This is a genomic window from Phytopseudomonas flavescens (assembly GCF_900100535.1).
GTDB lineage: Bacteria > Pseudomonadota > Gammaproteobacteria > Pseudomonadales > Pseudomonadaceae > Aquipseudomonas > Aquipseudomonas flavescens.
The window spans coordinates 24825-51053 of the sequence record NZ_FNDG01000013.1; the positions used below are offsets into that span (position 1 = coordinate 24825).

The following is a 26229-nucleotide window of genomic DNA, read 5'->3' on the forward strand; positions in this document are numbered from 1 at the left end:
ATGCACAACAGCCTCAGCTCCCGGCGCGATGTGCTGCGTGGCCTCCTGAGCGCCGGCGTTGTATTTGCCACCTGCGGTCCGGCGGCGGCCAGTGGATCCTCGCTCGTCATCGAGGACATCGCCGGGCGTAGCGTGCGCGTCGACACGCCGGTTCGACGTATCTTGCTGGGTGATGGCCCCCTGGCCTACGTGGTGGCATTGCTGCGCCCGAACGATCCCTTCAGCGATGTCGTGGGCTGGGGGGACAACTTTCGCGCAGCCGACCTGGATGGCTACCAGGCGTACCTGCGCAGGTTTCCCGAGATTGCTCGCATCCCTTCCTTTCCCAGTACCACGCTGGATTCGATCGGCAGCGAGCTGGCAATCTCGCTGGAGCCTGACGTGGTCGTGATGAACCTGAGCTCCAGGCCCGCAGCCGAGTCCTCTGGCCTGATGGCACGACTGGCCCAAGTGGGCATTTCCGTTGTGTTTGTCGACTTCCGAACCCGGATGTTCGGCAACACTACTCGCAGTATCGAAATACTCGGGGCGTTGCTGGGGCGGCCTGACCGCGCAGCGGCGTTCCTGGCCTTCCGACAGCAGCAGATCGAACGGGTAACGCAGCCATTGGAGTCGGTGCGCTCCAGGCCGAGCGTGATGATCGAACGGGCGGCAGGCCTGTACGAAGACTGCTGCCTCACCTACGGAGACGGCAACTTCGGAGAACTGGTGGCAACCGCGGGTGGCGACAACCTGGGCAGCTCTTTTCTTCATGGCACCTTTGGCACCTTGCACCCTGAACAAGTGATTGCGTCGGACCCGGACGTAGTGATTGTCACGGGTGCCAACTGGTCCCTTTACTCGCCCGCCGGCGACTGGGTCAACCTGGGGCCTGGTGCAGACCCTGCCGAGGGGCAGGCCCGCCTCGGCCGCCTGATGCGTCGGCCGGCCTATCGAACACTGCGGGCGATCAAGGCCCGGCAGGTCCACGCCATCTGGCACCCGTTCTACGACAACCCCTATTACTTCATCGCACTGCAGCGGGTCGCCAAGTGGCTGCACCCCGAGCTGTTCGCCTCACTCGACCCGGATGCAACCTTTCGCGAGTTGCATGCGCGTTTCCTTCCCGTTCCCTATCAGCCTGGCTATTGGCTCAGCCTGGAGGGAGCCTGTGCATGACTGAATCGATAACCCGCTCACCGACCGCGTCACTCGCAGAGGGCCGCCTTGTCTATCACCGCCTGGCCAGGCGGCGCCTGACTTTGCTGATCGGTATCGCTGCACTGACGGTGATGTGTTTCCTGCTCGATCTTTCGATAGGCCAGGCGCGCTACAGTGCGCTGCAGGTACTGCACGCGTTGTGGGACAACGATGCGGCCTTGGCGATTCGCGTGATCGTATGGGAAATCCGCCTACCGGTGGCACTGACGGCCCTTGTGGTCGGCGCCAGCCTGGCGCTGGCAGGCGTGCAGATGCAGACCGTGCTCGGCAACCCCCTGGCGAGCCCCTTTACCCTGGGCCTGTCGGCGGCAGCCAGTTTCGGCGCGGCGCTTGGCTTGATCCTGGGCGTCAGCGTGCTGCCGGCATCGGCGGTTGCCTTCGCGATCCCGGTCAATGCGTTTCTGGTCTCGATGGCTACCGCGCTGTTCATCCACCATTTGAGCCGCAAGCGCGGTATCACCACCGAGATGATCGTGCTGCTGGGTACGACCCTGGTGTTCACCTTCACAGCGCTGCTCGAAGCCCTGCAGTACGTGGCACCCGATCAGGCGCTGTCGGCCGTGGTGTTCTGGACCATGGGCAGCCTGTCGCGAAGCAATTGGCTCAAGCTGGGCATCATGAGTGTGGTGTTGGTAGCGGTGGCCGTCACGTTCGCTCGCCAGGCCTGGGCATTGACCGCCCTGCGCCTGGGTGAGGCCCGTGCCACCAGCCTGGGTGTTCCCGTGGCCCGCCTGCGGCTGCGCGGCATCCTGCTCGCCAGCCTGCTGGCCTCGGTGTGCGTTGCGTTCGTCGGCACCATCGGCTTCGTTGGCCTGGTAGGCCCGCATATCGCGCGCATGCTGGTTGGCGAAGACCAACGCTTCCTGCTGCCGGCCAGCGCCCTTTGCGGGGCATTGATGTTGTCTGCCGCCTCGGTCCTGAGCAAATCCCTGGTGGCGGGGCAGACCCTTCCCATTGGTATCGTCACTTCATTGGTTGGCGTACCGCTGTTCTTCACACTGATTCTACGGACCCGACAACGGTGATTGATTTACTCAGTGTTCGCGATGTATCGGCCGCGTTCGGTACGCGCAAGGTCCTGCAGGGTGTCAACTTCGGCCCATTGCGTACGGGCAGTGTCACGGCACTGCTGGGCTCCAACGCCGCCGGCAAGTCCACGTTGCTGCGCCGAATGGCCGGCGAACTGCAAGGTGGCGGGACGGTGGAGATAGCCGCAAAGGCCGTCGAGGCCTGGCCTGTGCATCACCGTAACCGGCCTGCCCACGTGCCACAGGACATTTCGGCGGGCTCTTCGCTGAGGGTATTCGAAGCGGTACTGCTGGCCAGCAAGCAAGGCAGTGGCTGGTCGGTCGAGGGCCAGGAGATGGACGCTGTCACCCGCTTGCTGCAAACCCTGGAGATCAATGCGCTGGCGGACAGAGAGCTGGCGGCGCTCAGTGGAGGGCAACGCCAGCTGGTGTCCATTGCCCAGGCGCTGATACGCCAGCCTCGCGTGCTGTTGCTGGATGAACCCACCAGCGCCCTGGACCTGCAAAACCAGTTCGAGGTGCTTGGCCTGCTGCGCCAGTTGGCGCTGGAGCGATCCATGTGCGTGGTGATGGCCATCCATGACATCAACCACGCGTTGCGCTTTACCGACCATGTGGTGGTGATCCACCAGGCAAAGGTGCATGCGAGCGGCCCGCCGCTCGAGATATTGACCCCTGCCCTGCTCGAGACGGTGTATGGCGTGCAGGCGCGACTGGAGCGCTGCTCGCAGGGGCAACCCTTTCTGGTGGTGGACCGCTCGACACGACAATCGCTGAGCGGAGGGCTACCTGATGAGTGAGTCGCAACGCCAACTCATCCTGCTTGCGATGCCAAGCGTGCATGCCGGTGCCTGGCGCTATCCGGGTGCACAACCAGGCTTCCAGTCGAGCTTCGAGCACATGAAAGGGTTCGCGCAAACCCTGGAGCAAGGTTGCTTCGACGGCCTGTTCCTGCCCGACTCGCTGGCCCTGCGGGACGCACCTGTCGAATCACTGATGCGCAGCCACAGCGTTACTACGCTCGACCCCCTGACCCTGCTTCCCGCCCTGGCGGCGGTCACCCGGCATATCGGCTTGATAGCAACGGCCAGCACCACCTACAACGAGCCGTACATGCTGGCGCGCCGGCTGGCCTCGCTTGACCTGATCAGCGCGGGGCGATGCGGCTGGAACCTGGTGACTTCCAGCAATCCGAACGAGGCTGCCAATTTCGGCAAGGACCAACACATGGCCCATGCCGACCGGTACCTGCGGGCACGGGAATTCTGCGACGTGATGGATGGGCTATGGGAAAGCTGGGATGAAGATGCCTTTTGCCGGGATGCACAAAGCGGTCTCTACTTCGACCCGCAGAAGTTGCACGTACTCGACCATCAGGGCGCCTGCTTCTCGGTCCGTGGCCCGCTCAACGTTGCCCGGCCCATCCAGGCTCGCCCGGTCATCGTACAGGCCGGCGCATCCGAGGCAGGGCGACAGATCGCCGCTCAAACGGCAGAAGTGGTCTTCACCTACCAGACCGACCTGCCCTCGGCGCAACACTTCTACGCAGACATGCAATCCAGGGCCGCTGCAGCCAAGCGTACGGCGGACTTGAAGATCGTCCCTGCGGTTTTTGTAGTGCTGGGGGACAGCCTCGCGGACGCGCAGGAGAAAAGGCAGCGGCTGGACGACCTGGTCGATGACCAGAGCAGCCTGGCGACGCTGTCGATTGCCTTGGGGCACGACATAACCCACTACGACAGGAACGGCCCGCTACCGCCAATGCCTGCGAGCAACGCCAGCAAGAGTGGCCGTGACAGGCTGGTCGAACTGGCACGACGAGAGCAGTTGAGCATTCTTGCGCTGGCTCGGCGCGTGTGCGGCTACCAAGGTTTGGAGATGCTCGGTACCGCAGCGATGATCGCGGATCAGATGCAGCTGTGGTTGGACAATGGCGCAGCGGATGGCTTCAACGTCATGTTCTCCCATCTGCCTGGCGGGGCTACCGCGTTCGTTGAGCAAGTGGTTCCGGAGTTGCAACGGCGAAAGCTGCTCAGGCGACACTACAGCGGTGCCACGTTGCGCGAGCACCTGGGGCTGAAAACGCCCCGGCCGGGCTACTCACGCCACCGAGCGCAGTGAAATCAACGGGCGGTGACGGCGGGCGACAACATGCGCAGGCAAGCGTCCGCTACCGATTGTGCAAAGGGGACGCAATCCTTTGCCTGGGTGGCGATGATGTCATCGGTCGCGCCATGCACGCCTGAGTAGATCAGCAAGGCCACCACCCTGGGTTGTTCCGGCGCCCACACACCGGCCGCCTTGCCACCTTCGATGATCGCCAGCAGCTGATCGAGGATGGCGTTCTTCGCCGGGTTGGCTCGATCGTGGTGGTGGTGATTGGTGTAGACGATATCGTGCGTGCGAAAGGTTGCCAGGTAGGTTTCGACATTGGCGTGAATCCACACGCGCAGCCGTTCAGCCCAGTCATCCGGCGCACACGGTGCCATTGCCTTCTCCAGGCTGAGCATGAACTGTTCCGTGTAGCGCCTGCCAAGCGCTTCGAGCATTTCGTTCTTGGAGGCGAAGTAGTGGTAGAACGTGCCTTTGGCAACCTGTGCGGCCTCGACGATTTCGTTGATCGTGGTGGCCTCGACCCCTTGTGCAAGGAACAGCCTCTCGGCCGCGGCCATCAATTCGTCAAGGCGTACCTCGGCCGGCTTGGTCCTGGGACGGGCAGCAATCTTGGCCGGCAATGCTTTGGCGGGGGCTTTAACTTTCATCGGCTGGTTCGCAAATTCCGGCAAATGGCGCCAGTTTAAAGGACAGCTCCTCCCGAGGCACCCGAAATACCCTCAAGTTTATTGACCGACGGTCGGTCGGTTAATATCATGAGGCATGCATACTGAGCGTCGTACCTCGCCCCACCCAGGCAACAGCCGTAGCTTTCCCCGCCTCGCGGCCCTGGGCGCAGCCTCCTTGGGCACGTTCCTCGCCACGCTCGACATCAGCATCGTGAATGTCGCGCTGCCGACCCTGCAACAAGCGCTGCACACCGACATTGCGGGCCTGCAGTGGGTCATCAATGCCTACACCATCTGCTTGTCGGCCTTCATGCTGTCATCTGGCCAGCTGGCGGATCGCTACGGGCACAAGCGGGCCTGGCTGACAGGTGTGGTGCTGTTTACCGCCGGCTCTGCGCTCTGTGCCGGGGCTGCATCGCTCGATCTGCTGCTCCTGGGGCGAGCGGTGCAAGGGCTTGCAGGCGCGCTATTGATCCCGGGCGCGATGCCAATCCTCAGTCATGCGTTTCCCGATCCCAGGGAACGCGCCCACGTGATCGGTGGCTGGTCGGCATTCAGCGCATTGGCGCTTATCCTGGGGCCGTTGCTGGGCGGCCTGATGCTCCACAGCCTGGGGTGGCAGAGCATTTTCCTGATCAACCTGCCTCTCGGCATGGTTGCCATCGGGTTGGGCGTCTGGGGCATCAGGGAGCGCAAGCATCCCGATCACTCGACCCTGGACCTGGCCGGCCAGGTGCTCAGCGTTTTCTGCCTCGCCGCGTTGACCTACGGGTTGATAGCGGTTGGCGAGCAGGGTTTGAGCGGGGGCGCAGCACTGATCGCGCTGCCGCTTTCGCTGCTGGGGTTTGTTCTGTTGCTGGTGGTGGAAAGGCGCGCAAAACGACCGCTGCTGCCACTGGCACTGTTTCGTAACCGCTCATTCGCCATCGTGAATTACGCGTCTTTTGCGCTTGGCTTCTCGTATTACAGCAGCCTGTTCTTTTTCTCGATCTATCTGCAGACGATTCAAGGCTGGTCGGCGGTTGAAACCGGTTGGCGCATGATGCCGCAGTTCGTGATCACCGGCTGCGTGTCCCTGCTGTATGGACGCCTGAGTGCGATGATCGCCGTGCGTTGGCTGCTGGTGGCAGGCTATGGCCTCACCGCATTGGCGATGTCCGCAATGGTTGTATTCACCGCACATACCCCCTATTGGCTGGTTGGCACACTCTTCGGGATACTGGGCCTGGGCGCGGGGCTTGCCGTCCCGTCCACGAGCATGGCCGTCATGGCTGGCGCGCCGATTGACCACGCCGGTGCGGCTTCGGCCACGATGAACGCCTTGCGCCAGATGGGCATGACGATTGGCGTGGCCTTTCTTGGCGCGCTCTTGAGCAGAGAGGCTGCCCGCAGGCTCGCCAGCATGGCGCATGACCAAGGCACGGCTGTCACATCAGACGTCGCACGCCATGTGATCTCTCACGGCCTTGAATCGAGCAGCTCAGCTGCAATCTCGGCGCTTTACGTGCCGGCGATGGAGCATGGGTTCCATGTCGCGATGATCGCCTGTGGGCTCGCCAGTGCCACTGCAATGCTTCTTCTTTTTCGCTACAGGCCAAGGAGAAATGCGACTTAGGCTGGTAGTGGATACTTAACGCTCAACGAGCGCGCCTGCTAGGCAAAAGCCCAGCAGGGGCAAGTCGTCCCGCCTATGCCACCAGGTGGAACGGCCTGACGGCGGCCCAGTGCGAACGTATCCTGCTGCGCTTCGCCGATCTGCTCGAAGCCCACGGCGAATGCCCACGCGCGCCGCGAGCCGGCCGGGCCGCCATCGAGGCTTTCAGCGAGAGCGAATCGGTATGCATCACCTATTGAGCATGGCCGGTGCGCGGCTGACCGCCTCGACGATGAAGCCCAGGGCGCTCTCCCGTGTGCGCAGGCGAACCGAGAATGCCTGGCGTGGGGCGGCCTGGTGGAACGCCGCGTCGACGCACACGCTGACCAGTAGCCCGCGGCTCCAGCGGCCGTCGAGCGAATAGTCGCAGGTCCGGTGTTTGCCATAGTGCTTGCGGGTGGTCACCAGGTCGCTGCGCTCGGCGCTGGAGCCGATGACGCGCGTCAGGTAACGCGGAATCAGGTAGCCGGTGTTGATCCAGCTGGCGAAGCCGAGCAGCAGCAGGCAGGCGAGCAGGAGCAGGGTTTTCTTCTTGATGCCATAGCCGGAGAGGTCGTCCCCCACCACCCAGGTCTTGCGCGAGATGCCTTGCAGCACCCACAGGGTCACGCCGCCGGATAGGCCCAGGGCAATGCCCAGGCTCGGCCAGAAAAGCGCCTCGTCGGGCACGAAGTCGTGGATGAACAGCAGGTAGAACGCCGCGCCCAGCAGCCACAGCAGTATCGCCGTGGCCACCAGGCGCTGGCGGGCACTGGCATGAGGTGTCCAGAAACGTGGCATGGCATTCGGTTCGGGCAGGCGCCTCGCACGGGCGCGCGGCGCCATTGTAGTCTTCTCGCGACGGGCATGTCGCCCCTGCCCTTCGCCTCGCCCGTCGAGCCGAGGCGTCAGAACAGCTTGGTCAGGCGCAGGTTGACGCGGCTGCGCTCCTCGAAGCCCTGCTCCACCGACACGTCCTTGCCCCACTGCAGTTGCACTTGCAGAGTGGGTTCGATGAAGTGCGCGATGGTCAGGCGCAGGTAGCTGCTGGCCAGCCGGTCGTCCTGGTCGACCCCATCCACCCGGGTGCGCCCGCCCTCGATGTGACCGCCGCCAAAGCCCAGGGTGGTGCGCGGCGTCCATTGGTAGCGCAGGTAGGCCTGGTACTCGTACGTCGGCTTCTGCTCCAGGATCGCGCCGCTGGCGCCGAAGTCGTGGTTGCGGCTGAACCAGGACACGTCCGCCGCAGTGTCCACGGCCCAGCGCTCGGAGAAATGATGAATGTAGGCCGCCTGCAAAAGCAGGCGCCAGCGGTTTTCGCCGAGGTTGAGCGCATCGTCGCCGTGGTAGCGGCCGGTCGGCAGGTACAGGTAGGGGCCGAACGCCAGCACGTCGCGGCCCGGCGTGTCGAGGCTGAACTTCAGCGGCGCCCCCAGTATCAGGTCGCCGAGGCCGCTGGCCTGGCCTAGCCCGGCGGCCTCGCCAGCGGCGTGCAGGTGGCCGAAGGGCAGGATGAACTGCGGCTCGAACGACACCCTGTCGGCCAGGCGGATGCCGTGGATGAGGCGCAGCAGGCCGATATCCGAGCGCATCCGGAAATCGTCGGAAAGCGTGTCGCCGCCCTGACGGAAGGTCGAGCGTTCGGCATGCTGGTAGTACAGCAGCAACGCGGTCGTGTCGGCGGGCAAGGGCTCGTAGTCGCCCGGGGTGATTTCCAGCGCGGCGGCCGTTGTGGCGAAGGCCAGTGCGGTGCACAAGCAGGCGCACCGGGCACCTGCGGATACAGCGTGGTTGTCGATAGACATGTAGTGGGCTCCCCTGTGTACATCAGGTCGATGGCAAGACGTTCAATGGCGCAGCAGGCCGGTGTCGGGATGGCAATTGAGGTACTCGAAGCACTGCGCCTGCGCGGGGATTACCGCGACCTCGTGGTACAGGCGCAGGGCCACCTTGAAGTCCAGCGCCTGCACGTAGCGCATGAAACCGCCGAAGATCGCCACATGGGTCGGATGGGTTCTGGCCCAGGCTTCGAGGTGGGTCAGGTCGTCGAAATGGGCCAGGCCGAAGGTCTTTTCCAGCGGCTCGCCGGTGAGCGTGTCGAGCCCCCGCATGAAGCGGCAGTTCAGGCAGCCGACGTCCGCTCCCTGGTCGCGGAGGAAGTGCATGCCGGCTTGCAGCACCGGGCCGATCTCGCCGAGGTACAGCTCGCGCTCGGTACCGGCCGTGGCCGACCAGTCCTGGCCGGAGCGGATCAGGCACAGGTTGTCGCGCCCGCCGAGACGTACCCGGCGACCCTCGACACGGCGCTCGCCCGCCTGCGGCTGGCCGCGCAGCGGGTCGCTCTGCGCCAGCGCCAGGCGGTCGCGGGCACTGCCCCAGTAGCCGTGTTCGAGGATGCTGTCGCTCATGCCCCGGGCCAGGTGAGTGACGCCCTCCGCAGCGTCGGGCGCGGAGTGGACCGTCTCGAAGCGCTCCGCGGTGGGGCTGACCACCTCGAGAAACCAGCCCAGGGCACCGCTCTCCCGTGCCGGGTCCGCCCACCACTGGGCGAAGCCACTGTGCCGGCGCCAGCGCTCGAAGGCTTCGACGTCGGCCCAATAGGCGATGGCCATGAGGTTGTGCGCGCCGGCGGCGTCCTGGCAGGCCGCCGGATCCCAGTACAGTGGCCCGTCGCTGGCGGCGAAGCGCGCGGTGATCGGCGCCAGGTCGTCCAGCGTGAGGGGCCGTGCCGACTGCACGCCGAAGTAGGCCATCACCACCTGGCCGACAAGGGGGTCGAAACGCGCCGACCAGGCCGGGAACGGCGGTTGATAGCCCGCCGGCAGCGCGCTCGGCTGGCGCCGCGCTACCCGCAGGTGCGGAGCGATGGCCGACTCCATGTCAGCGCTCCTCGTCTGCGGGGAACTGCTCGAAGCGTCCCAGCAGCTCGCCTTCGCTCGAGGCCTCGCCGAACGCCACCAGAGGCGGGTTGGGCGTGCGGTTGAGCATCAGCCGGGTGACGTCCGGCCGCGAGTAGTGCCCCACCGGGTCAGCGGCGACCTTGGCGTAGATCAGCATCGCCGGGTCCAGGGTGGCGTAGAGGATGCCCTCCTCATGCTCGCCCAGCGGCGGGGCCAGGTCGCTGCCGTCCGGGCCGAAGATCCGCGCATGGCCGCCACCGGCCAGCAGCAGGCTGCGCTTGGTCGAATCGGTGCAGAGCACCTCGATCATCTCCGGCGATACCACCGCACAGGGTGCCAGCACGAAACACTGGCCTTCGGCGGCGTACACCCGCGACGCCGCCACGTTCACCTCTGGCCCCAGGGCCGCCGTGGCCCCGCCGTACAGGCTGAAGCTCGGCCAGGCGCCGACGTGGATCTGCTCGTGCTGGGCGTACATCGCATAGCGCGACAGCGGTTGCAGGTGCTCCCAGCAACACAGTGCACCGAGGATGCCGAGGCTGGATTCGCAGGTGGTCAGGGAAGAACCGTCGCTCTCGCCGAACAGGGTGCGTTCGACATGGGTGGCCTTGAGCTTGCGCCGCACCGCCAGGGTCTCGCCCTGGTCGTCGATCAGCCACTGGCCGATGTACAGGCTGCCGGCGGCGCGCTCGCTGTAACTGATCGACACATGGATGCCCGCCTTCCGTGCCGCCTGGCTGATACGCAGTGCTTCCGGACTACCCAGCACCAGCGATTGCTCATGGTAACGGCGCACCAGCGGCATGTTGGCCGCCGGCGAATCGAGCCAGAGGAACCAGGGGTAGCCGGGCAACCAGGTTTCGGGAAACGCGATCAACCGGGCGCCGGCCGCGGCGGCCTCTTCGATCAGGGCGATGGTTTTGTCCAGGGTGCCGGCCAGGTCGAGGAAAACCGGCGCGGCCTGGACGCAGGCGACTTTGACGGGATGCTGCATGGGAGTGTCTCCGCTCGTTGGTTCGGGCAGAGCCTATGCGCGCTGCGCCGCCCCCCCATAGGACGAGAAGGAAGCACCTGTTGACTGTCGCCGCGAGAGCCGGCGCAGTGGCCGGACCCTTGCTTGTAAAACCGCCGTGAGCGACGGCTGATACCGGGTGAAGGGGGGGGAATGACGATCATCTACGATACGCGGAGCGTGGCGCCCGCTGAGCGGCTGGCCTATTGGCAGGAGGTGGTCTGCGACACCTTCGTCCAGCTCGACTGCGTCACCGGGGATCCCGGCCAGTTCGAGGGACGGCTGCTGGCCGGCAGCGTGGCCGATCTGGACCTGGTCGCCGTCTCCGGCTCACCCCAGCAGGTGCTGCGCACCCCGCAGCGCATCGCCCGCAGCGAACGCGAGTTCGTGCTGCTGAGCCTGGCCCATGAAGGGCGTTTCATGGTGCACCAGGACGGCCGCGAGGGGCACCTCGAGGCCGGCGGCCTGGCCATCTACGACACTCGCAGCCCCTACGAACTGCACTTCGATGGTGCGTTCCGCCAGACCGTGGTGCGTATTCCCCGCGAAGCCCTGCAGCGGCGCCTGGATCGCCTCGAGTACCTCACCGCCCTGCCGCTGTCGCGCCACGATCCGCTGGCGCGCCTGGCGTTCGACTTCCTCAGCGGCCTCGGTGAGCTGCAGGCCCTGGACCACACCCGGCAAAGCCTGCTCGCCGAGCAGGGCCTGGACCTGCTGGCCATGGCCTTGGCCGAGCGCGGCCGCGACCAAGTGCCCGGGCAGGTACGCCAGACCGCCCTGCTGTTCCGAGTCAAGGCACACATCCAGGCCCGGCTGGCCAGTCCCGACCTGAGCCTGACCGAGGTGGCGCAGCAGTTCGGCGTGTCCACCCGCTACATCAACAGCCTGTTCCAGGCCGAGGGCAGTTCGTTCGGCCGCCATGTCCTGGGCATGCGCCTGCAACGTTGCGCGCGCGACCTGCGCAGCCCGCAACTGGCCGCCAAGCGGGTCAACGACATCGCCTACCGCTGGGGCTTCAACGACAGTTCGCATTTCTGCCGGGTGTTCCGCGAACGCTTCGGCATGACCGCCCGGGCCTATCGCGAGTATGCGCAATCCTCGACGGAACGGGAAAACGCATGAATAGATAGCGACCTATCTAATAATTCGAGCAGTAGCATCATCATTCTCGATGATATTCACCTTTGCGGCATTCGATTCGTTCCCGTCCGTCGCCCGCAGCAGACTCCGCCCATTCCCTGAACACCTGGCGGATCGCAATCATGCACCAGCTTCCTCCCAAACTCTGGCAATTTCCCCTGGCCCTCACCACGTTGCTGGTGCTCTCGGCCTGCGGCAAGACTCCTGACAGCACCCAGCAGGCGCCGGCCCCCAAGGTCAGCGTGGCCCAGGTCATCGAGCAACCCCTCAACGAGTGGGACGAGTTCACCGGTCGCCTCGAGGCCCCGGAATCCGTGCAAGTCCGCCCACGCGTGTCGGGCTTCGTCGACAAGGTGAGCTTCAATGAAGGCGCCCTGGTGAAGAAAGGCGATCTGCTGTTCCAGATCGATCCGCGCCCCTTCCAGGCCGAAGTGAAGCGCCTTGAAGCGCAATTGCAGCAAGCCCGCGCCAATCAGGCCCGTACCGTCAGCGAATCACGCCGTGGCGAACGCCTGCGTGAAGGCAACGCAATCTCGGCCGAATTGGCTGATGCGCGTAAGACCGCCGCCCAGGAAGCCCAGGCCGCCGTAGCCGGTATTCAGGCAGAACTGGACAACGCGCGGCTCAACCTCAGTTTCACCCGCGTGACCGCACCTATCGACGGTCGCGTCAGCCGCGCTGAGGTCACCGCCGGCAACCTGGTAACCGCCAGCGAGTCGCTGTTGACCTCGCTGGTGTCCACCGACAAGGTGTATGCCTACTTCGACGCCGATGAGCGCGCCTTCCTCAAGTACACCGAGCTGGCCCGCCAGTCCGGCCACGACAGCCGTGGCAAGAGTCCGGTGTATCTGGGGCTGTCGAACGAAGACGGCAATCCCCATCTTGGCCAGCTGGACTTCCTCGACAACCAGGTCAACCCGCGTACCGGCACCATCCGTGGCCGCGCGGTGTTCGACAACGCGGACGGCCGCTTCACCCCGGGCCTGTATGCGCGTTTGAAGCTGGTCGGCAGCGATACCTACGACGCCACCCTGATTCAGGATGTCGCCGTCGGTACCGATCTCGGCAAGAAATTCGTGCTGGTGCTCGGCGCCGATAACAAGGTGGTTTACCGCTCCGTGCAGTTGGGGCCGAAGCTCGAAGGCCTGCGCATCGTTCGTGACGGCCTGGCCAAGGGCGAACGCATCGTGGTCAACGGCCTGCAGCGGGCGATCCCGGGCAGTACCGTGGACCCGCAGGCCGTGCCGATGGCCGACGAGAAGACCCTCGCTGCCCTCGAGCGTCAGCGTCGATCGGTGGCTTCGGCCCGCGCCGAACGCAGTGACGAGCCGCTGAAGGTCAGCCTCAAGTAACACCCGCTTCTCTACTTACCTGAAATCCTGCTCGCGCCGCCGATGGCGCGGGCAGGCTGGGCTGTGCCCGTCATTCCAAGGACACTCAGATGAACTTTTCCCAGTTCTTCATCCAGCGGCCGATCTTCGCCGCCGTGCTGTCGCTGATCATTCTGATCGGCGGCGCCATCTCGCTGTTCCAGCTGCCGATCAGCGAATACCCGGAAGTGGTGCCGCCCACCGTGGTGGTCACCGCCAACTTCCCGGGCGCCAACCCCAAGGTCATCGGCGAAACCGTGGCCTCGCCGCTGGAGCAGGCCATCGTCGGTGTCGAAGGCATGCTGTACATGTCCTCCCAGGCCAACAATGACGGGCGCATGACGCTGACCATTACCTTCGCGCTGGGTACCGACCTGGATACCGCCCAGGTGCAGGTACAGAACCGTGTGACGCGCACCATGCCGACCCTGCCCACCGAGGTGCAGCGCCTCGGTGTGACGGTCGACAAGGCCTCGCCGGACATGACCATGGTGGTCCACCTGACGTCGCCGGATAACACCTACGACATGCTCTACCTGTCCAACTACGCCGCGCTGAACATCAAGGACGAGCTGTCGCGTCTCGACGGTGTCGGTGATGTGCGGCTGTTCGGGCTCGGTGACTACTCGATGCGCGTCTGGCTCGACCCGGACAAGGTCGCTTCCCGCGGGCTGACTGCCACCGACGTGGTCAACGCCATCCGCGAGCAGAACCGTCAGGTCGCCGCTGGCTCCCTGGGCGCGCCGCCGGCAGCCGGCGACACCAGTTTCCAGCTGTCGATCAACGCCCAGGGCCGCCTGGTGACCGAGGAAGAGTTCGAGAATATCGTCATCCGTGCCGGCGAGAACGGCGAGATCACTCGCCTAAAGGATATCGCGCGGATCGAACTGGGCTCCGAGCAGTACGCCCTGCGCTCGCTGCTCAACAATCAGCCGGCCGTTGCCATGCCGGTCTTCCAGCGCCCGGGCTCCAACGCCATCGCCATTTCCGATGCGGTGCGTGCGCGCATGGCCGAACTGAAGGAGAGTTTCCCTCAGGGTGTGGACTACGAGATCGTCTACGACCCGACCATCTTCGTACGCGGCTCCATCGAGGCGGTGGTGCACACCCTGCTCGAAGCCATCGTGCTGGTGGTACTGGTGGTGATCCTGTTCCTGCAGACCTGGCGCGCCTCGATCATTCCCCTGGCCGCCGTGCCGGTGTCGCTGATCGGCACCTTCGCGGTGATGCACATGTTCGGCTTCTCGCTCAACGCCCTGTCGCTGTTCGGCCTGGTGTTGGCCATCGGCATCGTGGTGGACGACGCCATCGTCGTGGTAGAGAACGTCGAGCGCAACATCGGCCTCGGCAAGACACCGGTCGAAGCCACCAAGCAGGCGATGAAGGAAGTCACCGGCCCCATCGTCGCCACGGCGCTGGTGCTCTGTGCGGTGTTCATCCCTACCGCGTTCATTTCCGGGCTTACCGGACAGTTCTATCAGCAGTTCGCGCTGACCATCGCCATCTCCACGGTAATCTCGGCCTTCAACTCCCTGACCCTGTCGCCGGCCCTGGCTGCCGTACTGCTCAAAGGCCATGACCAGCCCAAGGATCGTTTCTCCCGCGGTCTGGACCGCCTGTTCGGCCGCTGGCTGTTCAACCCCTTCAACCGGGTGTTCGACCGAGCCAGCAATGGCTACGTCGGCACCGTGCGACGCGTACTGCGCGGCAGTGGCATCGCGCTGGTGGTTTACGCCGGCCTGATGGGCCTAACCTACCTGGGCTTCGCCAGCACGCCGACCGGCTTCGTGCCGCCCCAGGACAAACAGTACCTGGTTGCCTTCGCCCAACTGCCGGACGCGGCCAGCCTGGATCGCAGCGAGGCGGTGATCAAGCGCATGTCCGAGATTGCCGCCAAGCACCCCGGCGTGGCCAACACCGTTGCGTTCCCGGGTCTGTCGATCAACGGGTTCACCAACAGCCCCAACAGCGGCATCGTGTTCGTCACCCTCAAAGACTTCGACGAGCGCAAGGATCCGTCGCTGAGCGCCAATGCCATCGCGGCCGAACTCAACGGCAAGTTCGCCGATATTCAGGAAGCCTACATCGCCATCTTCCCGCCACCACCGGTGATGGGCCTGGGTACCATCGGCGGCTTCCGCGTACAGGTTCAGGACCGCGCCAACCTGGGCTACGACGAGCTGTACAAGGAGACCCAGAACATCATCGCCAAGAGCCGCCAGGTGCCGGAACTGGCCGGGCTGTTCACCAGCTACCAGGTCAACGTGCCGCAGGTGGAAGCCAGCATCGACCGGGAGAAGGCCAAGACCCACGGCGTGCCCATCGATGAGATCTTCGACACCATGCAGGTCTACCTGGGTTCGCTGTACGCCAACGACTTCAACCGTTTCGGCCGCACCTACCAGGTCAACGTCCAGGCCGACCAGCAGTTCCGCCTCGAGGCCGAACAGATCGGTCAGCTCAAGGTGCGCAACAACCGTGGCGAGATGATCCCGCTGTCGACCTTCGTGAAGGTCAGCGACAGTGCCGGCCCCGACCGGGTCATGCACTACAACGGCTTCATCACCGCGGAAATCAACGGTGCGGCGGCACCCGGTTACAGCTCTGGTCAGGCCGAAGCGGCGATGGCCAAGCTGCTCAGGGAAGAACTGCCCAACGGCATGAGCTTCGAGTGGACCGAGCTGACCTACCAGCAGATCCTCGCCGGCAACACCGCATTGTTCGTGTTCCCCCTCTGCGTGCTGCTGGCCTTCCTGGTGCTGGCCGCCCAGTACGAAAGCTGGAGCCTGCCGCTGGCGGTGATCCTGATCGTGCCGATGACCCTGCTGTCGGCCATCACCGGGGTGATCCTGGCGGGAGTGGACAACAACATCTTCACCCAGATCGGATTGATCGTGCTGGTGGGATTGGCCTGCAAGAACGCCATCCTCATCGTCGAGTTCGCCAAGGAGCAACAGGAGCATGGTCTGGATCGCGTCGCCGCGGTGCTGGAAGCCTGCCGCCTGCGCTTGCGGCCGATCCTGATGACCAGCTTCGCCTTCATCATGGGCGTGGTGCCGCTGGTGCTGTCGAGCGGTGCCGGTGCGGAAATGCGCCATGCCATGGGTGTCGCGGTATTCAGCGGCATGCTCGGGGTGACCTTCTTCGGCCTGCTGCTCACGCCGGTGTTCTATGTGCTGATCCGGGCGTTCGTGGAAAAACGCGAAGCCCGCGAGGCAGCCCGTCTGCAGGAGGTGCAGGCATGAATTCCCTGACCAAGATGGTGCCCCGCAGCCTGCTGCTCAGTGCCCTGACGCTGGCCTTGGGTGCCTGTGCGGTCGGCCCGGATTACAAGGCGCCGGACAGCGCCGCCGTGTCCTCGACGCAGAGCACTGGAGACGGCTATGACACCAGCCGTTTCGAAACCCAGTGGTGGCAGCAGTTCGAAGATCCGACCCTGAGCCAACTGGTGCAACAGTCGCAGCAGGACAACCGCGAACTGCGCGTGGCTTATGCCCGATTGCGCGCCGCCCGGTCCATCCGTGACGATGTCGCCAATGACCGGCTGCCCACCGTGACCGGCCGGGCCAGCAACGAAATCGGCAAGGGCCAGCAACCTGGGGTGACCGAGCAGCGGGTCAATGCCGAGCGCTATGACCTGGGCCTGGACATGGCCTGGGAACTCGACCTGTTCGGGCGCATTCAGCGACAGCTCGAAGCCAGCGAGGCGCAGATCGATGTCGCCCAGGCCGATTATCAGCAGTTGCAGGTCAGCCTGATCGCCGAACTGGTGGATGCCTACGGCACGCTGCGTGGCGCGCAGCTGCGTGAGCGCATCGCCCGTGACGATCTGGACAACCAGCGCTCGTCGCGGGACATCATCGAACGACGTCGCGAGGTGGGCATGGGCAGCGAGCTGGACGTCCTGCGCTCCGACGCCCGCCTGGCTGCCACCGAGGCCACGGTGCCGCGCTTGCAGGCCGAACAGGTGCGTGCCCGCAACCGCATCGCCACCCTGCTCGGCCAGCGGCCGGAGCAGCTCAGCGTCGACCTGGCGCCACGGCCACTACCCGCCATATCCAAGGCGCTGCCGATTGGCGACCCGGGCGAGTTGTTGCGTCGCCGCCCGGACATTCGCGCCGCCGAGCGCGAGCTGGCTGCAGCCACCGCCCAGGTTGGCGTGGCCACGGCCGATCTGTTCCCACGGGTCAGCCTGTCCGGCTTCCTCGGTTTCACCGCAGGCCGGGGCTCGCAGTTGGGCTCATCGGCAGCGCGCGCCTGGAGCGTGGCGCCGGCGATCAGCTGGGCGGCCTTCGATCTGGGCAGCGTTCGCGCCCGTCTGCGCGGTGCCGAGGCGGATGCCGATGGTGCACTGGCTGGTTACGAGCAACAGGTGTTGCTGGCCCTGGAAGAGTCCGAGAACGCCTTCAGCGATTACGGCAAACGCCAGGAGCGCCTGCTCGCCTTGGTACGCCAGTCGCAGGCCAGCCGGGCAGCGGCAGCCCAGGCCGGCTTGCAGTACCGCGAAGGTACCGTCGACTTTCTGGTGCTGCTCGACGCCGAACGCGAGCGCCTGGCTGCTGAAGACAGCCAGGCTCAGGCCGAGGTCGAGCTGTATCAGGGCATCGTCGCCATCTACAAGGCGCTGGGTGGCGGTTGGCAGCCCGCGTCCTGAATCGCTTTTCCCTCCCCGGCCAGCGCAACTGGCCCTTGATGCCCCACGTGACCGTGGGGCTTTTTTGTGGCTGCCGGCACTCTTACCGAGTGTCGCGGCGCTCGACGACAGGCTAAGAGCGCAGCGCTCAGGATCCGGTTCCGCCAGGTCAAGGGAGCCTGCGAGGCGGTCATGTGTCCTTGAAAATGATGGTTTTCATCGGAATCCTCGATTGCCGCGCACGCCACCTTCCGGTAAAAACGGCAGCTTGTCGCCGCGGCCCGGCCGTCCCGTCTCGTTGGAGAAGTTCATGTCCCGCTCTACCACGCCCGCCCCGCTGCTGCTGGTGATCGCCCTGGCCAGCGCCGCCATGCTCGCCGGCGCGCTGATCGCGCAACACGTCTTTGGCTGGGAGCCTTGCACGCTGTGCGTACAGATCCGTCTGTGGCTGGCCCTGACCACCGTCATCGGCCTGCTGCTCAGCGCCGCCGCAGCGGCCCGGCAGACCTGGCTGGCGGTGTTGCTGTGGCCGCTGCTGCTCGCCGCCAGCGGCATGGCGCTGATCGACAACGCCCACGTCACCCTGATCGAACTGGGCATCATGGAAAGCTTCAGCTGCTCGCCCTTCCCCTTCTACTACCAGACCCTGCCCCTGCACGAATACTGGCCGGGCGTGTTCATGAGCGGTGGCATCTGCGGCCAGAACGATTACAGGATTATCGGCCTGCCCTTCACCGTCTGGACCCTGGCGAGCATCGCCGCGCTGTTCGCCCTGGTGCTGTTCACCCTGTGGCGCAGCATCCGCGGCAAGCACTGAGCCCGGCATGCGCCAGGTATTGGTGATCGGCTATGTCTGGCCGGAACCCCGCTCGTCCGCAGCGGGCAGCCGCATGCTCGAACTGCTGAGTGTGTTTCGCGGCCAGGGCTGGCAGGTCACCTTCGCCAGCGCTGCGGCGCTGTCGTTGCACCGCGCGGATCTGGGCGGATTGCAGATCGCCGAAGTGGCCATTGCCCTGAACTGCGACAGTTTCGATGCCTTCGTCAGGCAACTGCAGCCGGACCTGGTGCTGTTCGACCGCTTCTTCACCGAGGAGCAATTCGCCTGGCGTGTCGAGCGTGCCTGGCCGCAGGCCCTGCGGGTGCTAGACACCAGCGACCTGCACTGCCTGCGCGACGTTCGTCACGGCTTGCTCAAGGACAGCCAGCAGGCCTGTTCGAATGAAGCCGAGCGGCAGCAGGTCGGTCCGGTGCACGCCACTGCACAGCAGTTGTACGCGGCCATGGCGGACGGCGACATGGCGCAGCGGGAAATCGCGTCGATCTACCGTTGCGACCTGACGCTGATGATTTCCGAATTCGAGATGAGCCTGTTGCAGGAACAGTTCAAGGTGCCGGCAGCCCTGCTGCACGATTGTGCGTTGATGCTGATTCCGCCTGCGCTCGAGAATCTGCCATTTGCCGAGCGGCAGCACTTTCTGAGCATCGGCAACTTCCGCCATGCACCGAATTGGGATGCGGTGCTGTGGCTCAAGCATGGGCTGTGGCCATTGATCCGTGCGCGGTTGCCCCAGGCACAGTTGCACGTCTACGGTGCTTACCCGCCGCCCAAGGCCAGCGCACTGCACAACCCCAGGCTGGGCTTCCATGTGCTCGGCTGGGTCGACGACGCTCATCGGGTGATGGCCCAGGCCCGGGTCTGCCTCGCGCCCTTGCGCTTCGGCGCCGGGATCAAGGGCAAACTGGCCGACGCCATGGCCTGCGGCACGCCCAGTGTGACCACGCCGATCGGCAGCGAAGGCATGCATGGCGACCTGCCGTGGCCCGGCAGCATCGCTAACGATGCCAATTCATTCGCCGACGCTGCGGTGCAGTTGTATGAGGACGAAACGCGCTGGCTCGACGCGCAGCTGCAGGGATATGCCCTGCTCGACGCCCGTTTCGATCGTCCGCAGCTCGGCGAAGCGCTGGTGACCTGCCTGGAGCGACTGCTGGTGACGCGCGAACAGCATCGCCAGGCCAATTTCGTGGGCGCCATGCTGCGTCACCACCAGCACAAGAGCACCCAGTACATGTCGCAGTGGATTGCCGCCAAGAATGCGGCTATACTGGTAAAGGCAGGCGTTTGAAGGCAATCTGCCACGCCTCGGACGGATGTCACAAATAGGACGCTGCGTTTGCAGTAGACTTCGCCAACAGCCGTTCCCGGTTCTAGCACGGACGCTTCTGCCAACCGGCGTCCGACCTGACAATAGTCGATAAGAATAAGGTCACCCGCATGCTCAGAAAGATCGCCGTCGCGGCCGTCTGCGCCTTGACGTTCACCTCGCACACTGCCCACGCCCAAGAAGCCCCGTTGCTGATCAAGCTTTCCCATGTGGTGGCTGACGACACCCCGAAAGGCCAGGGGGCGTTGATGTTCCAGCGCCTGGTCGACCAGCGCCTGGAAGGCAAGGTCAAGGTCGAGGTCTATCCCAACTCGTCGCTGTATGGCGACGCCAACGAGCTGCAGGCACTGCGCGATAACCAGGTGCAGATGCTGGCCCCGTCGCTGGCCAAGTTCGACCAGTACACCAAGCAACTTCAGGTATTCGACCTGCCGTTCATGTTCGATGACCTGGAAGCGGTCAATCGCTTCCAGAAGCGCGCCAAGGGCCGCCAACTGCTGCGTTCGATGGAAAGTCAGAACATCGTTGGCCTGGCCTACTGGCACAACGGCATGAAGCAGATGTCGGCGACCAAGGCTCTGCGCCTGCCGGCAGACGCCAGCGGGCTGCGTTTCCGTATCCAGAACTCCAATGTGCTCGACGCGCAGTTCGCCCAACTCGGTGCCCAGTCGGTGAAAATGCCCTTCGCCGAGGTCTACAAGGCCTTGCAGAGCGGCCAGGTGCAGGGCGCCGAAAACCCCTGGTCGAACCTCTACAGCCAGCGCCTGCACGAGGTTCAGCCGTTCATCACCGAGACCAACCACGGTGTGCTCGACTACATGCTGATCAGCAATGCGCGCTTCTGGTACGGCATTCCCCACCAGATCCGCACCGAACTCGAAGCCATCATCGATGAGGTCACCTTCGCGGTGAACCGCCAGGCCGAAGAGGCCAACCTGGCCGATCGTCGTCGTATCGAAGCGTCCGGCAAGAGCCAGGTCATCACCCTCACCCCGGAACAGCGCGACGCCTGGCGTGAAGCCATGCGCCCGGTATGGCAGCAGTTCGAAGCCGAGATCGGCAGCGACGTGATCAAGGCCGCGCAACTGGTCAACCGCAAGCATTGATCACTGCGCCTGTGGCCCGGCGTTGAGCACAGCGATACCCGGGAATGACTGCCCTGGGTATCGCTACGCTCAACCACAGGCTACGAGCATGCGGCACACGACGCTATCGGGCCGTGTCCTGGGCGCCCTCGAACCAGGCCAGTTTTTCCCGCAACTGCACCACCTCGCCAATGATCACCAGGGTGGGCGCATGCACCTCATGACGCGCCACCAGGTCGGGCAGGTTGGCCAGGGTGCCGGTGAATACCCGCTGATGCTCCGTGGTGCCCTGCTGCACCAGCGCGGCCGGGGTGCTCGCGGCACGGCCGTGGGCGACCAGTTGCTGGCAGATGATCGGCAAACCGACCAGGCCCATGTAGAACACCAGGGTCTGGCTCGGCGCGATCAGCTCCTGCCAGGGTAGATCGGTGCTGCCGTCCTTGAGGTGGCCGGTGACGAAGCGAACCGATTGCGCATGATCGCGGTGGGTCAGCGGGATCCCTGCGTAGGCGGAGCAGCCACTGGCCGCGGTGATCCCCGGTACCACCTGGAAGGGAATGCCATGGGCGGCCAGTTGCTCGATTTCCTCGCCACCACGGCCGAAGATGAACGGATCGCCGCCCTTTAGCCGCAGCACACGCTTGCCGGCCTTGGCCAGGTCGATCAGGCGCTGGTTGATCTGTTCCTGCGGAACGGCATGATCGGCGCGACGCTTGCCGACGTAGATGCGCTCGGCATCGCGGCGGCACAGCTCGATGATCGCCGGGGCGACCAGGCGGTCGTAGAGCACCACATCGGCCTGCTGCATCAGGCGCAGGGCGCGGAAGGTCAGCAGATCGGGATCGCCCGGGCCTGCACCGACCAGATAAACCTCGCCCAGCGCCCGAGGCGCAGCGCCACTGACTTTGTCTTCCAGCAGGCGACGGGCTTCGCCGAGCTTGCCGGCGAATACGCTTTCGGCGATCGGCCCCTGGAACACGTCTTCCCAGAACACCCGGCGCTGCTGCACGTCGGGAAACAGGCTCTTGACCCGGGCCCGGAAGACCTTGGCTAGGCCCGCCAACTGGCCGTAGGTAGCGGGAATCCAGGTTTCGATCTTGGCGCGGATCAGCCGGGCCAGCACCGGCGCATCACCGCCGCTGCTGACCGCGACGATCAACGGCGAGCGGTCGACGATGGCAGGGAAGATCACGCTGCACTGCGCCGGCGCATCCACCACGTTGACCGGCAGGCCGATCGCCTGAGCCTGCTGGGATACCTGGGCATTCAGGGCTTCGTCATCGGTCGCGGCGATTACCAGCGACACGCCGGTCAGGTCGTCGGGCTGGTAGTTGCGCAGGCGCAATTCGCCAGTGCCCTGCTCCACCAGGTCGCGCAATTCACTGCCCACCTCGGGCGATACGACCCGCAGGCAGGCGCCGGCATCGGCCAGCAGGCGCGCCTTGCGCAGGGCGATCTCTCCGCCGCCGATCACCAGAACGCGGCGATCCTGCAGTTTGTGGAACAGAGGAAGAAAGTCCATGACGATGCCCATTACGGTCGCTCGCGGGCGACGTGGTGAAAATGACGACCCCGAGACTCTGCTCGGGGCCTGAAATACTGCGGCAAGCGACGCCCTGATGTGTCGCTGTAGCTGGATCAGCCGATCGCTTCGATACCACCCATGTAGGGCTTGAGCACATCGGGAACACGGACGCTACCGTCGGCCTGCTGGTAGTTCTCCAGCACCGCCACCAGGGTGCGACCCACCGCCAGGCCGGAGCCGTTGAGGGTGTGCAACAGTTCCGGCTTGCCGGTTTCCGGGTTGCGATAGCGCGCCTGCATGCGGCGGGCCTGGAAGTCGCCACAGTTGGAGCAGGAGGAAATCTCGCGGTACTTGTCCTGGCTCGGCACCCAGACTTCCAGGTCGTAGGTCTTGGTCGCACTGAAGCCCATGTCGCCCGTGCACAGAGCCAGGACGCGGTACGGCAGTTCGAGCAGTTGCAGAACCTTCTCGGCATGGCCGGTCAGCTCCTCGAGCGCTTCGAAGGACTTGCCCGGTTCGACCACGTGGACCATTTCGACCTTGTCGAACTGGTGCTGGCGGATCATGCCGCGGGTATCGCGGCCCGATGCGCCGGCTTCGCTGCGGAAGCATGGGGTATGGGCGACGAACTTCAGCGGCAGTTGCTTGGCATCGATGATCTCGCCGGCCACGATATTGGTCAGCGACACTTCGGCGGTCGGAATCAGATAGAAGTCGGCCTCGCCTTCGCGGCTGATCTTGAACAGGTCTTCCTCGAACTTCGGCAGCTGGCCAGTGCCCTGCAATGCTGGTGCCTGTACCAGATAAGGCGTGTAGGCTTCCTCGTAACCATGCTCGGCGGTGTGCAGGTTGATCATGAACTGCGCCAGGGCGCGGTGCAGGCGCGCGATCGGGCCGCGCAGCAGGGCGAAACGGGCACCGGACAGCTTGGCGGCGGTTTCGAAATCCAGCCAGCCATGCTGCTCACCGAGGCTCACGTGATCCTGCACCGGGAAATCGAAGGTCTTCGGCGTGCCCCAGCGGCGCACTTCGACGTTGCCGTCCTCGTCGGCACCGACCGGCACCGAATCGTCCGGCAGGTTGGGAATGCTCAGCAGCAGGTTGTCCAGTTCGACCTGGATGGCGTCCAGTTCACGCTTGCCCTCTTCCAGGTCGCTGCCCATGCGGTCGACCTCGGCCAGCAACGGCGCGATGTCTTCGCCGCGCTGCTTGGCCTGGCCGATGGACTTGGATCGACTGTTGCGCTCTGCCTGCAATTGCTCGGTACGGGTCTGAACGGACTTGCGCTGAGCCTCGAGGGCTTCGACGCGGGTCACGTCCAGTTCATAGCCACGGGTGGCCAGACGCTGGGCAATTTCGTGCAGTTGGCTGCGCACCAGTTTGGAATCGAGCATTTCAGGTTCTCGTCGATCAGAGTTTGGTTAGCGAAAGGCCTGCCCAGGTGGCAAGCAGGCCGCCCAGCACACTCAGCGCCACATAGCCCAGGGCCAGTGGCGCCTGGCTGCTTTCCAGCAGGCGCAGGGTGTCCAGGGAAAATGAAGAAAACGTCGTGAAACCGCCCAGTACACCGACGACCAACCCTGCGCGGATCGGCAGTGGCACCTCGGGGCGTAGCGCGAACAGGCCGTAGAGTACCCCGATCAGCAGGCAGCCGACGAGGTTCACCAGCAAGGTTGCCGTATAGAAATGCTGTGGCCAGTGGGCATTGACCCAGTTACCCGCGGCAAAACGCGCCAGGGTGCCGAGGGCGCCGCCAACGGCGACGGCGAAAATGGTGACCATCATGGCTTTCTGCGCTGCCGCGGGCTGTTGGCGTCCTGGGCCGCCAGGTGAGCGAGCTTGTCGCCAATCTTCAGCTCCAGGCCCCGTGGTACCGGCTGGTAATAACGGCGCGGCTCGAGGTCGTCGGGAAAGTAGTCTTCGCCAGCGGCATAGGCATCCGGCTCGTCATGGGCGTAGCGGTATTCGTCGCCATAGCCGAGCTGCTTCATCAGCTTGGTTGGTGCGTTGCGCAGGTGCAGCGGCACCTCGCGGGAGCCGTTTTCCGCCACGTCGCGCATGGCCGCCTTGAAGGCGCTGTACACGGCATTGCTCTTCGGCGCGCAGGCCAGGTAGACGATGGCCTGGGCCACGGCCAGCTCACCTTCGGGGCTGCCGAGGCGTTCCTGGACGTCCCAGGCATTCAGGCACAGGGTCAGCGCGCGGGGGTCGGCATTGCCGATGTCCTCGCTGGCCATGCGCACCACGCGGCGGGCGATATACAGCGGGTCGCAGCCGCCATCGAGCATGCGTGCGAACCAGTACAGCGCGCCGTCCGGGCTGGAGCCGCGCACCGACTTGTGCAGCGCGGATATCTGGTCGTAGAAGGCTTCGCCGCCCTTGTCGAACCGCCGTCGGGTATCACCGAGCAGGTCGAGCAGCAGTTCGGTGCTGATCTCCCCGCCGTCATCGGCCAGGTCGGCGGCGTTCTCGAGAAAATTCAGGAAGCGTCGGCCATCGCCATCCGCCGCGCTTTTGAGAATATCGAAACTCTCGTCCGGCAGCGTCAGCCGGCGCTCGCCCAGCCCCTTGGCTTCGCCCAGCGCGCGGTCGACCAGCTTGCGCAGCGCCTTGTCGTCCAGGCTCTTGAGCACGTAGACACGAGCCCGCGACAGCAAGGCATTGTTGAGTTCGAACGAGGGGTTTTCCGTGGTCGCACCGATGAAGATCAGCGTGCCGTCTTCGACATAGGGCAGAAAGGCGTCCTGCTGCGACTTGTTGAAGCGATGCACTTCGTCGACGAACAGAATGGTGCGGCGGCCATACTGGGCGGCGTGCTGTTGGGCGACTTCGACGGCCTGGCGTATCTCCTTGACCCCGGACAGCACCGCGGAAATGGTCTCGAAATGCGCATCGGTGACCTGAGCCAGCAAACGGGCCAGGGTGGTCTTGCCGACACCGGGCGGGCCCCAGAAGATCATCGAATGCAGAGCGCCCTGCTCCAGCGCTTCGCGTAGCGGCTTGCCGCGGGCCAGCAGGTGCTCCTGACCAACGTATTCGTCCAGCGTGGTCGCCCTCAGACGGGCGGCCAGTGGCTGGGCGACGGGCGCACTGCGAAACAGATCCACGGCTGTCTACTCTTGAATGACGTCCGCACCCTCGGGGATTTCGAAGCTGAACTGCTTGTCATCCAGGGGGCCGTTCATCTTCACGTTCATGAACAGAATATTGGTGCGCTGGCCGATGCTGTCGATCAGTTGCATGTCGTTCAGTACACCGCTACGGAAGGACAGGCGCAGGCTGTCGAACAGGGTGTCCTTGGACTTCGGCTTGAGGATGAAGTCCACCACGCTGCCGCCTTCCTTGAAGGTGATCTCGAAATTCTCGCGAATCTGCGAGACATCACCGGAGAGCAGCAGAGCCGGGGTGTGGGTCAGCCGCTGGTCGAGGGACTGGATGGTCACTTGCTCGAGATCCGGATCGTACAGCCATACCTGCTTGCCGTTGGAAACCAGCAGTTGCTCCATCGGCTCGTCGGTGTGCCAGCGGAACAGGCCCGGCCGCTTGAGCGCCAGTTCGCCGGCGGTTTCCTGCAACTGGGTACCACTGCCATCGAGAGACAATTGGGAAAACCGCGCGGTGATGGTCTGCGCCTGGTTGAGCAGTTGGGTCAGGCGCTTTACAGCGGCTTCGTCGTCGGCATGGGCGAACAGGCTCGCGGTACTCAGCACGGCGAGCAACATCAGGCGAATCAGGCGCATGTGAATCCTCTGTCA

The 26229-nt window shown here is 64.7% G+C and carries 22 protein-coding genes; 12 read left to right on the forward strand and 10 right to left on the reverse strand.

The window, feature by feature from the left end:
• Genes BLR94_RS16605 through BLR94_RS16620 form a run of 4 tightly spaced genes read left to right on the forward strand, consistent with a single transcriptional unit; the run spans position 1 to position 4349 of the window.
• Positions 1-1158: an ABC transporter substrate-binding protein gene (locus tag BLR94_RS16605; protein ID WP_084307401.1), complete on the forward strand. Its 1158-nt coding sequence runs from the start codon at positions 1-3 to the stop codon at positions 1156-1158.
• A complete protein-coding gene (locus tag BLR94_RS16610; RefSeq protein ID WP_084307380.1) occupies positions 1155-2225 on the forward strand; it encodes a FecCD family ABC transporter permease in 1071 nt (356 codons plus the stop codon). Before BLR94_RS16605 ends, BLR94_RS16610 begins: the two co-directional genes overlap by 4 nt.
• Entirely contained in the window at positions 2222-3028 is an 807-nt protein-coding gene (locus BLR94_RS16615) for an ABC transporter ATP-binding protein (RefSeq protein ID WP_084307379.1), read from the forward strand. The genes BLR94_RS16610 and BLR94_RS16615 overlap by 4 nt, the downstream gene beginning before the upstream one ends.
• Entirely contained in the window at positions 3021-4349 is a 1329-nt protein-coding gene (locus tag BLR94_RS16620) for an LLM class flavin-dependent oxidoreductase (RefSeq protein WP_084307378.1), read from the forward strand. The genes BLR94_RS16615 and BLR94_RS16620 overlap by 8 nt, the downstream gene beginning before the upstream one ends.
• Before the next feature lie 2 nt (positions 4350-4351).
• Here the strand turns inward: BLR94_RS16620 and BLR94_RS16625 are convergent, their stop codons facing one another.
• Entirely contained in the window at positions 4352-4990 is a 639-nt protein-coding gene (locus tag BLR94_RS16625) for a TetR/AcrR family transcriptional regulator (RefSeq protein WP_084307377.1), read from the reverse strand.
• A gap of 115 nt (positions 4991-5105) precedes the next feature.
• Here BLR94_RS16625 and BLR94_RS16630 point away from each other — a divergent pair, with 115 nt between their 5' ends.
• Positions 5106-6626, forward strand: coding sequence for an MFS transporter (locus tag BLR94_RS16630; protein WP_084307376.1), 1521 nt, complete (start codon positions 5106-5108; stop codon positions 6624-6626).
• Positions 6627-6854: 228 nt separating this feature from the next.
• On the opposite strand, the gene BLR94_RS16635 is transcribed toward BLR94_RS16630, so the two are convergent.
• The 4 genes from BLR94_RS16635 to BLR94_RS16650 form a co-directional block, all read right to left on the reverse strand.
• The gene (locus BLR94_RS16635) at positions 6855-7445 is read right to left on the reverse strand and encodes a hypothetical protein (protein WP_139207464.1); all 591 of its coding nucleotides are present in this window, start codon (positions 7443-7445) and stop codon (positions 6855-6857) included.
• A 107-nt stretch (positions 7446-7552) separates the two neighbouring features.
• Positions 7553-8449 carry a transporter gene (locus BLR94_RS16640; RefSeq protein ID WP_084307374.1) on the reverse strand — a complete coding sequence of 299 codons (897 nt, stop codon included), beginning with the start codon at positions 8447-8449 and terminating at the stop codon, positions 7553-7555.
• A gap of 42 nt (positions 8450-8491) precedes the next feature.
• Entirely contained in the window at positions 8492-9523 is a 1032-nt protein-coding gene (locus BLR94_RS16645) for a phenylacetaldoxime dehydratase family protein (protein WP_084307373.1), read from the reverse strand.
• A 1-nt stretch (position 9524) separates the two neighbouring features.
• Positions 9525-10538, reverse strand: a complete 1014-nt coding sequence (locus tag BLR94_RS16650; RefSeq protein ID WP_084307372.1) for a nitrilase — start codon at positions 10536-10538, stop codon at positions 9525-9527.
• A gap of 171 nt (positions 10539-10709) precedes the next feature.
• Here BLR94_RS16650 and BLR94_RS16655 point away from each other — a divergent pair, with 171 nt between their 5' ends.
• From BLR94_RS16655 to BLR94_RS16685, 7 genes are all read left to right on the forward strand, one after another.
• On the forward strand, positions 10710-11678 hold the full coding sequence (locus BLR94_RS16655) for an AraC-like ligand-binding domain-containing protein (protein WP_084307371.1): 969 nt from the start codon (positions 10710-10712) through the stop codon (positions 11676-11678).
• Positions 11679-11818: 140 nt separating this feature from the next.
• Positions 11819-13048: a multidrug efflux RND transporter periplasmic adaptor subunit MexE gene (mexE, locus tag BLR94_RS16660; RefSeq protein WP_084307370.1), complete on the forward strand. Its 1230-nt coding sequence runs from the start codon at positions 11819-11821 to the stop codon at positions 13046-13048.
• Positions 13049-13137: 89 nt separating this feature from the next.
• A complete protein-coding gene (locus BLR94_RS16665; protein ID WP_084307369.1) occupies positions 13138-16311 on the forward strand; it encodes an efflux RND transporter permease subunit in 3174 nt (1057 codons plus the stop codon).
• Entirely contained in the window at positions 16308-17720 is a 1413-nt protein-coding gene (locus BLR94_RS16670; RefSeq protein WP_167359769.1) for an efflux transporter outer membrane subunit, read from the forward strand. The genes BLR94_RS16665 and BLR94_RS16670 overlap by 4 nt, the downstream gene beginning before the upstream one ends.
• 289 nt (positions 17721-18009) lie before the next feature.
• Entirely contained in the window at positions 18010-18516 is a 507-nt protein-coding gene (locus BLR94_RS16675; RefSeq protein WP_084307368.1) for a disulfide bond formation protein B, read from the forward strand.
• A 7-nt stretch (positions 18517-18523) separates the two neighbouring features.
• Positions 18524-19825 (forward strand): glycosyltransferase, encoded by a 1302-nt coding sequence (locus tag BLR94_RS16680; RefSeq protein ID WP_090423728.1) that lies wholly within the window; start codon positions 18524-18526, stop codon positions 19823-19825.
• Positions 19826-19974: 149 nt separating this feature from the next.
• Positions 19975-20970 carry a TRAP transporter substrate-binding protein gene (locus BLR94_RS16685; protein ID WP_084307366.1) on the forward strand — a complete coding sequence of 332 codons (996 nt, stop codon included), beginning with the start codon at positions 19975-19977 and terminating at the stop codon, positions 20968-20970.
• Positions 20971-21073: 103 nt separating this feature from the next.
• On the opposite strand, the gene cysG is transcribed toward BLR94_RS16685, so the two are convergent.
• From cysG to lolA, 5 genes are all read right to left on the reverse strand, one after another.
• Positions 21074-22471: a siroheme synthase CysG gene (gene cysG / locus BLR94_RS16690; protein WP_084307399.1), complete on the reverse strand. Its 1398-nt coding sequence runs from the start codon at positions 22469-22471 to the stop codon at positions 21074-21076.
• A gap of 116 nt (positions 22472-22587) precedes the next feature.
• Entirely contained in the window at positions 22588-23868 is a 1281-nt protein-coding gene (gene serS, locus BLR94_RS16695) for a serine--tRNA ligase (RefSeq protein ID WP_084307365.1), read from the reverse strand.
• Positions 23869-23884: 16 nt separating this feature from the next.
• The gene (gene crcB / locus BLR94_RS16700; protein WP_084307364.1) at positions 23885-24259 is read right to left on the reverse strand and encodes a fluoride efflux transporter CrcB; all 375 of its coding nucleotides are present in this window, start codon (positions 24257-24259) and stop codon (positions 23885-23887) included.
• Complete coding sequence (locus BLR94_RS16705; RefSeq protein WP_084307363.1) at positions 24256-25581, reverse strand: replication-associated recombination protein A; 1326 nt, start codon at positions 25579-25581, stop codon at positions 24256-24258. The genes crcB and BLR94_RS16705 overlap by 4 nt, the downstream gene beginning before the upstream one ends.
• Positions 25582-25587: 6 nt before the next feature.
• Positions 25588-26214 (reverse strand): outer membrane lipoprotein periplasmic chaperone LolA, encoded by a 627-nt coding sequence (gene lolA, locus BLR94_RS16710; RefSeq protein WP_084307362.1) that lies wholly within the window; start codon positions 26212-26214, stop codon positions 25588-25590.
• Positions 26215-26229 lie beyond the last annotated feature (15 nt).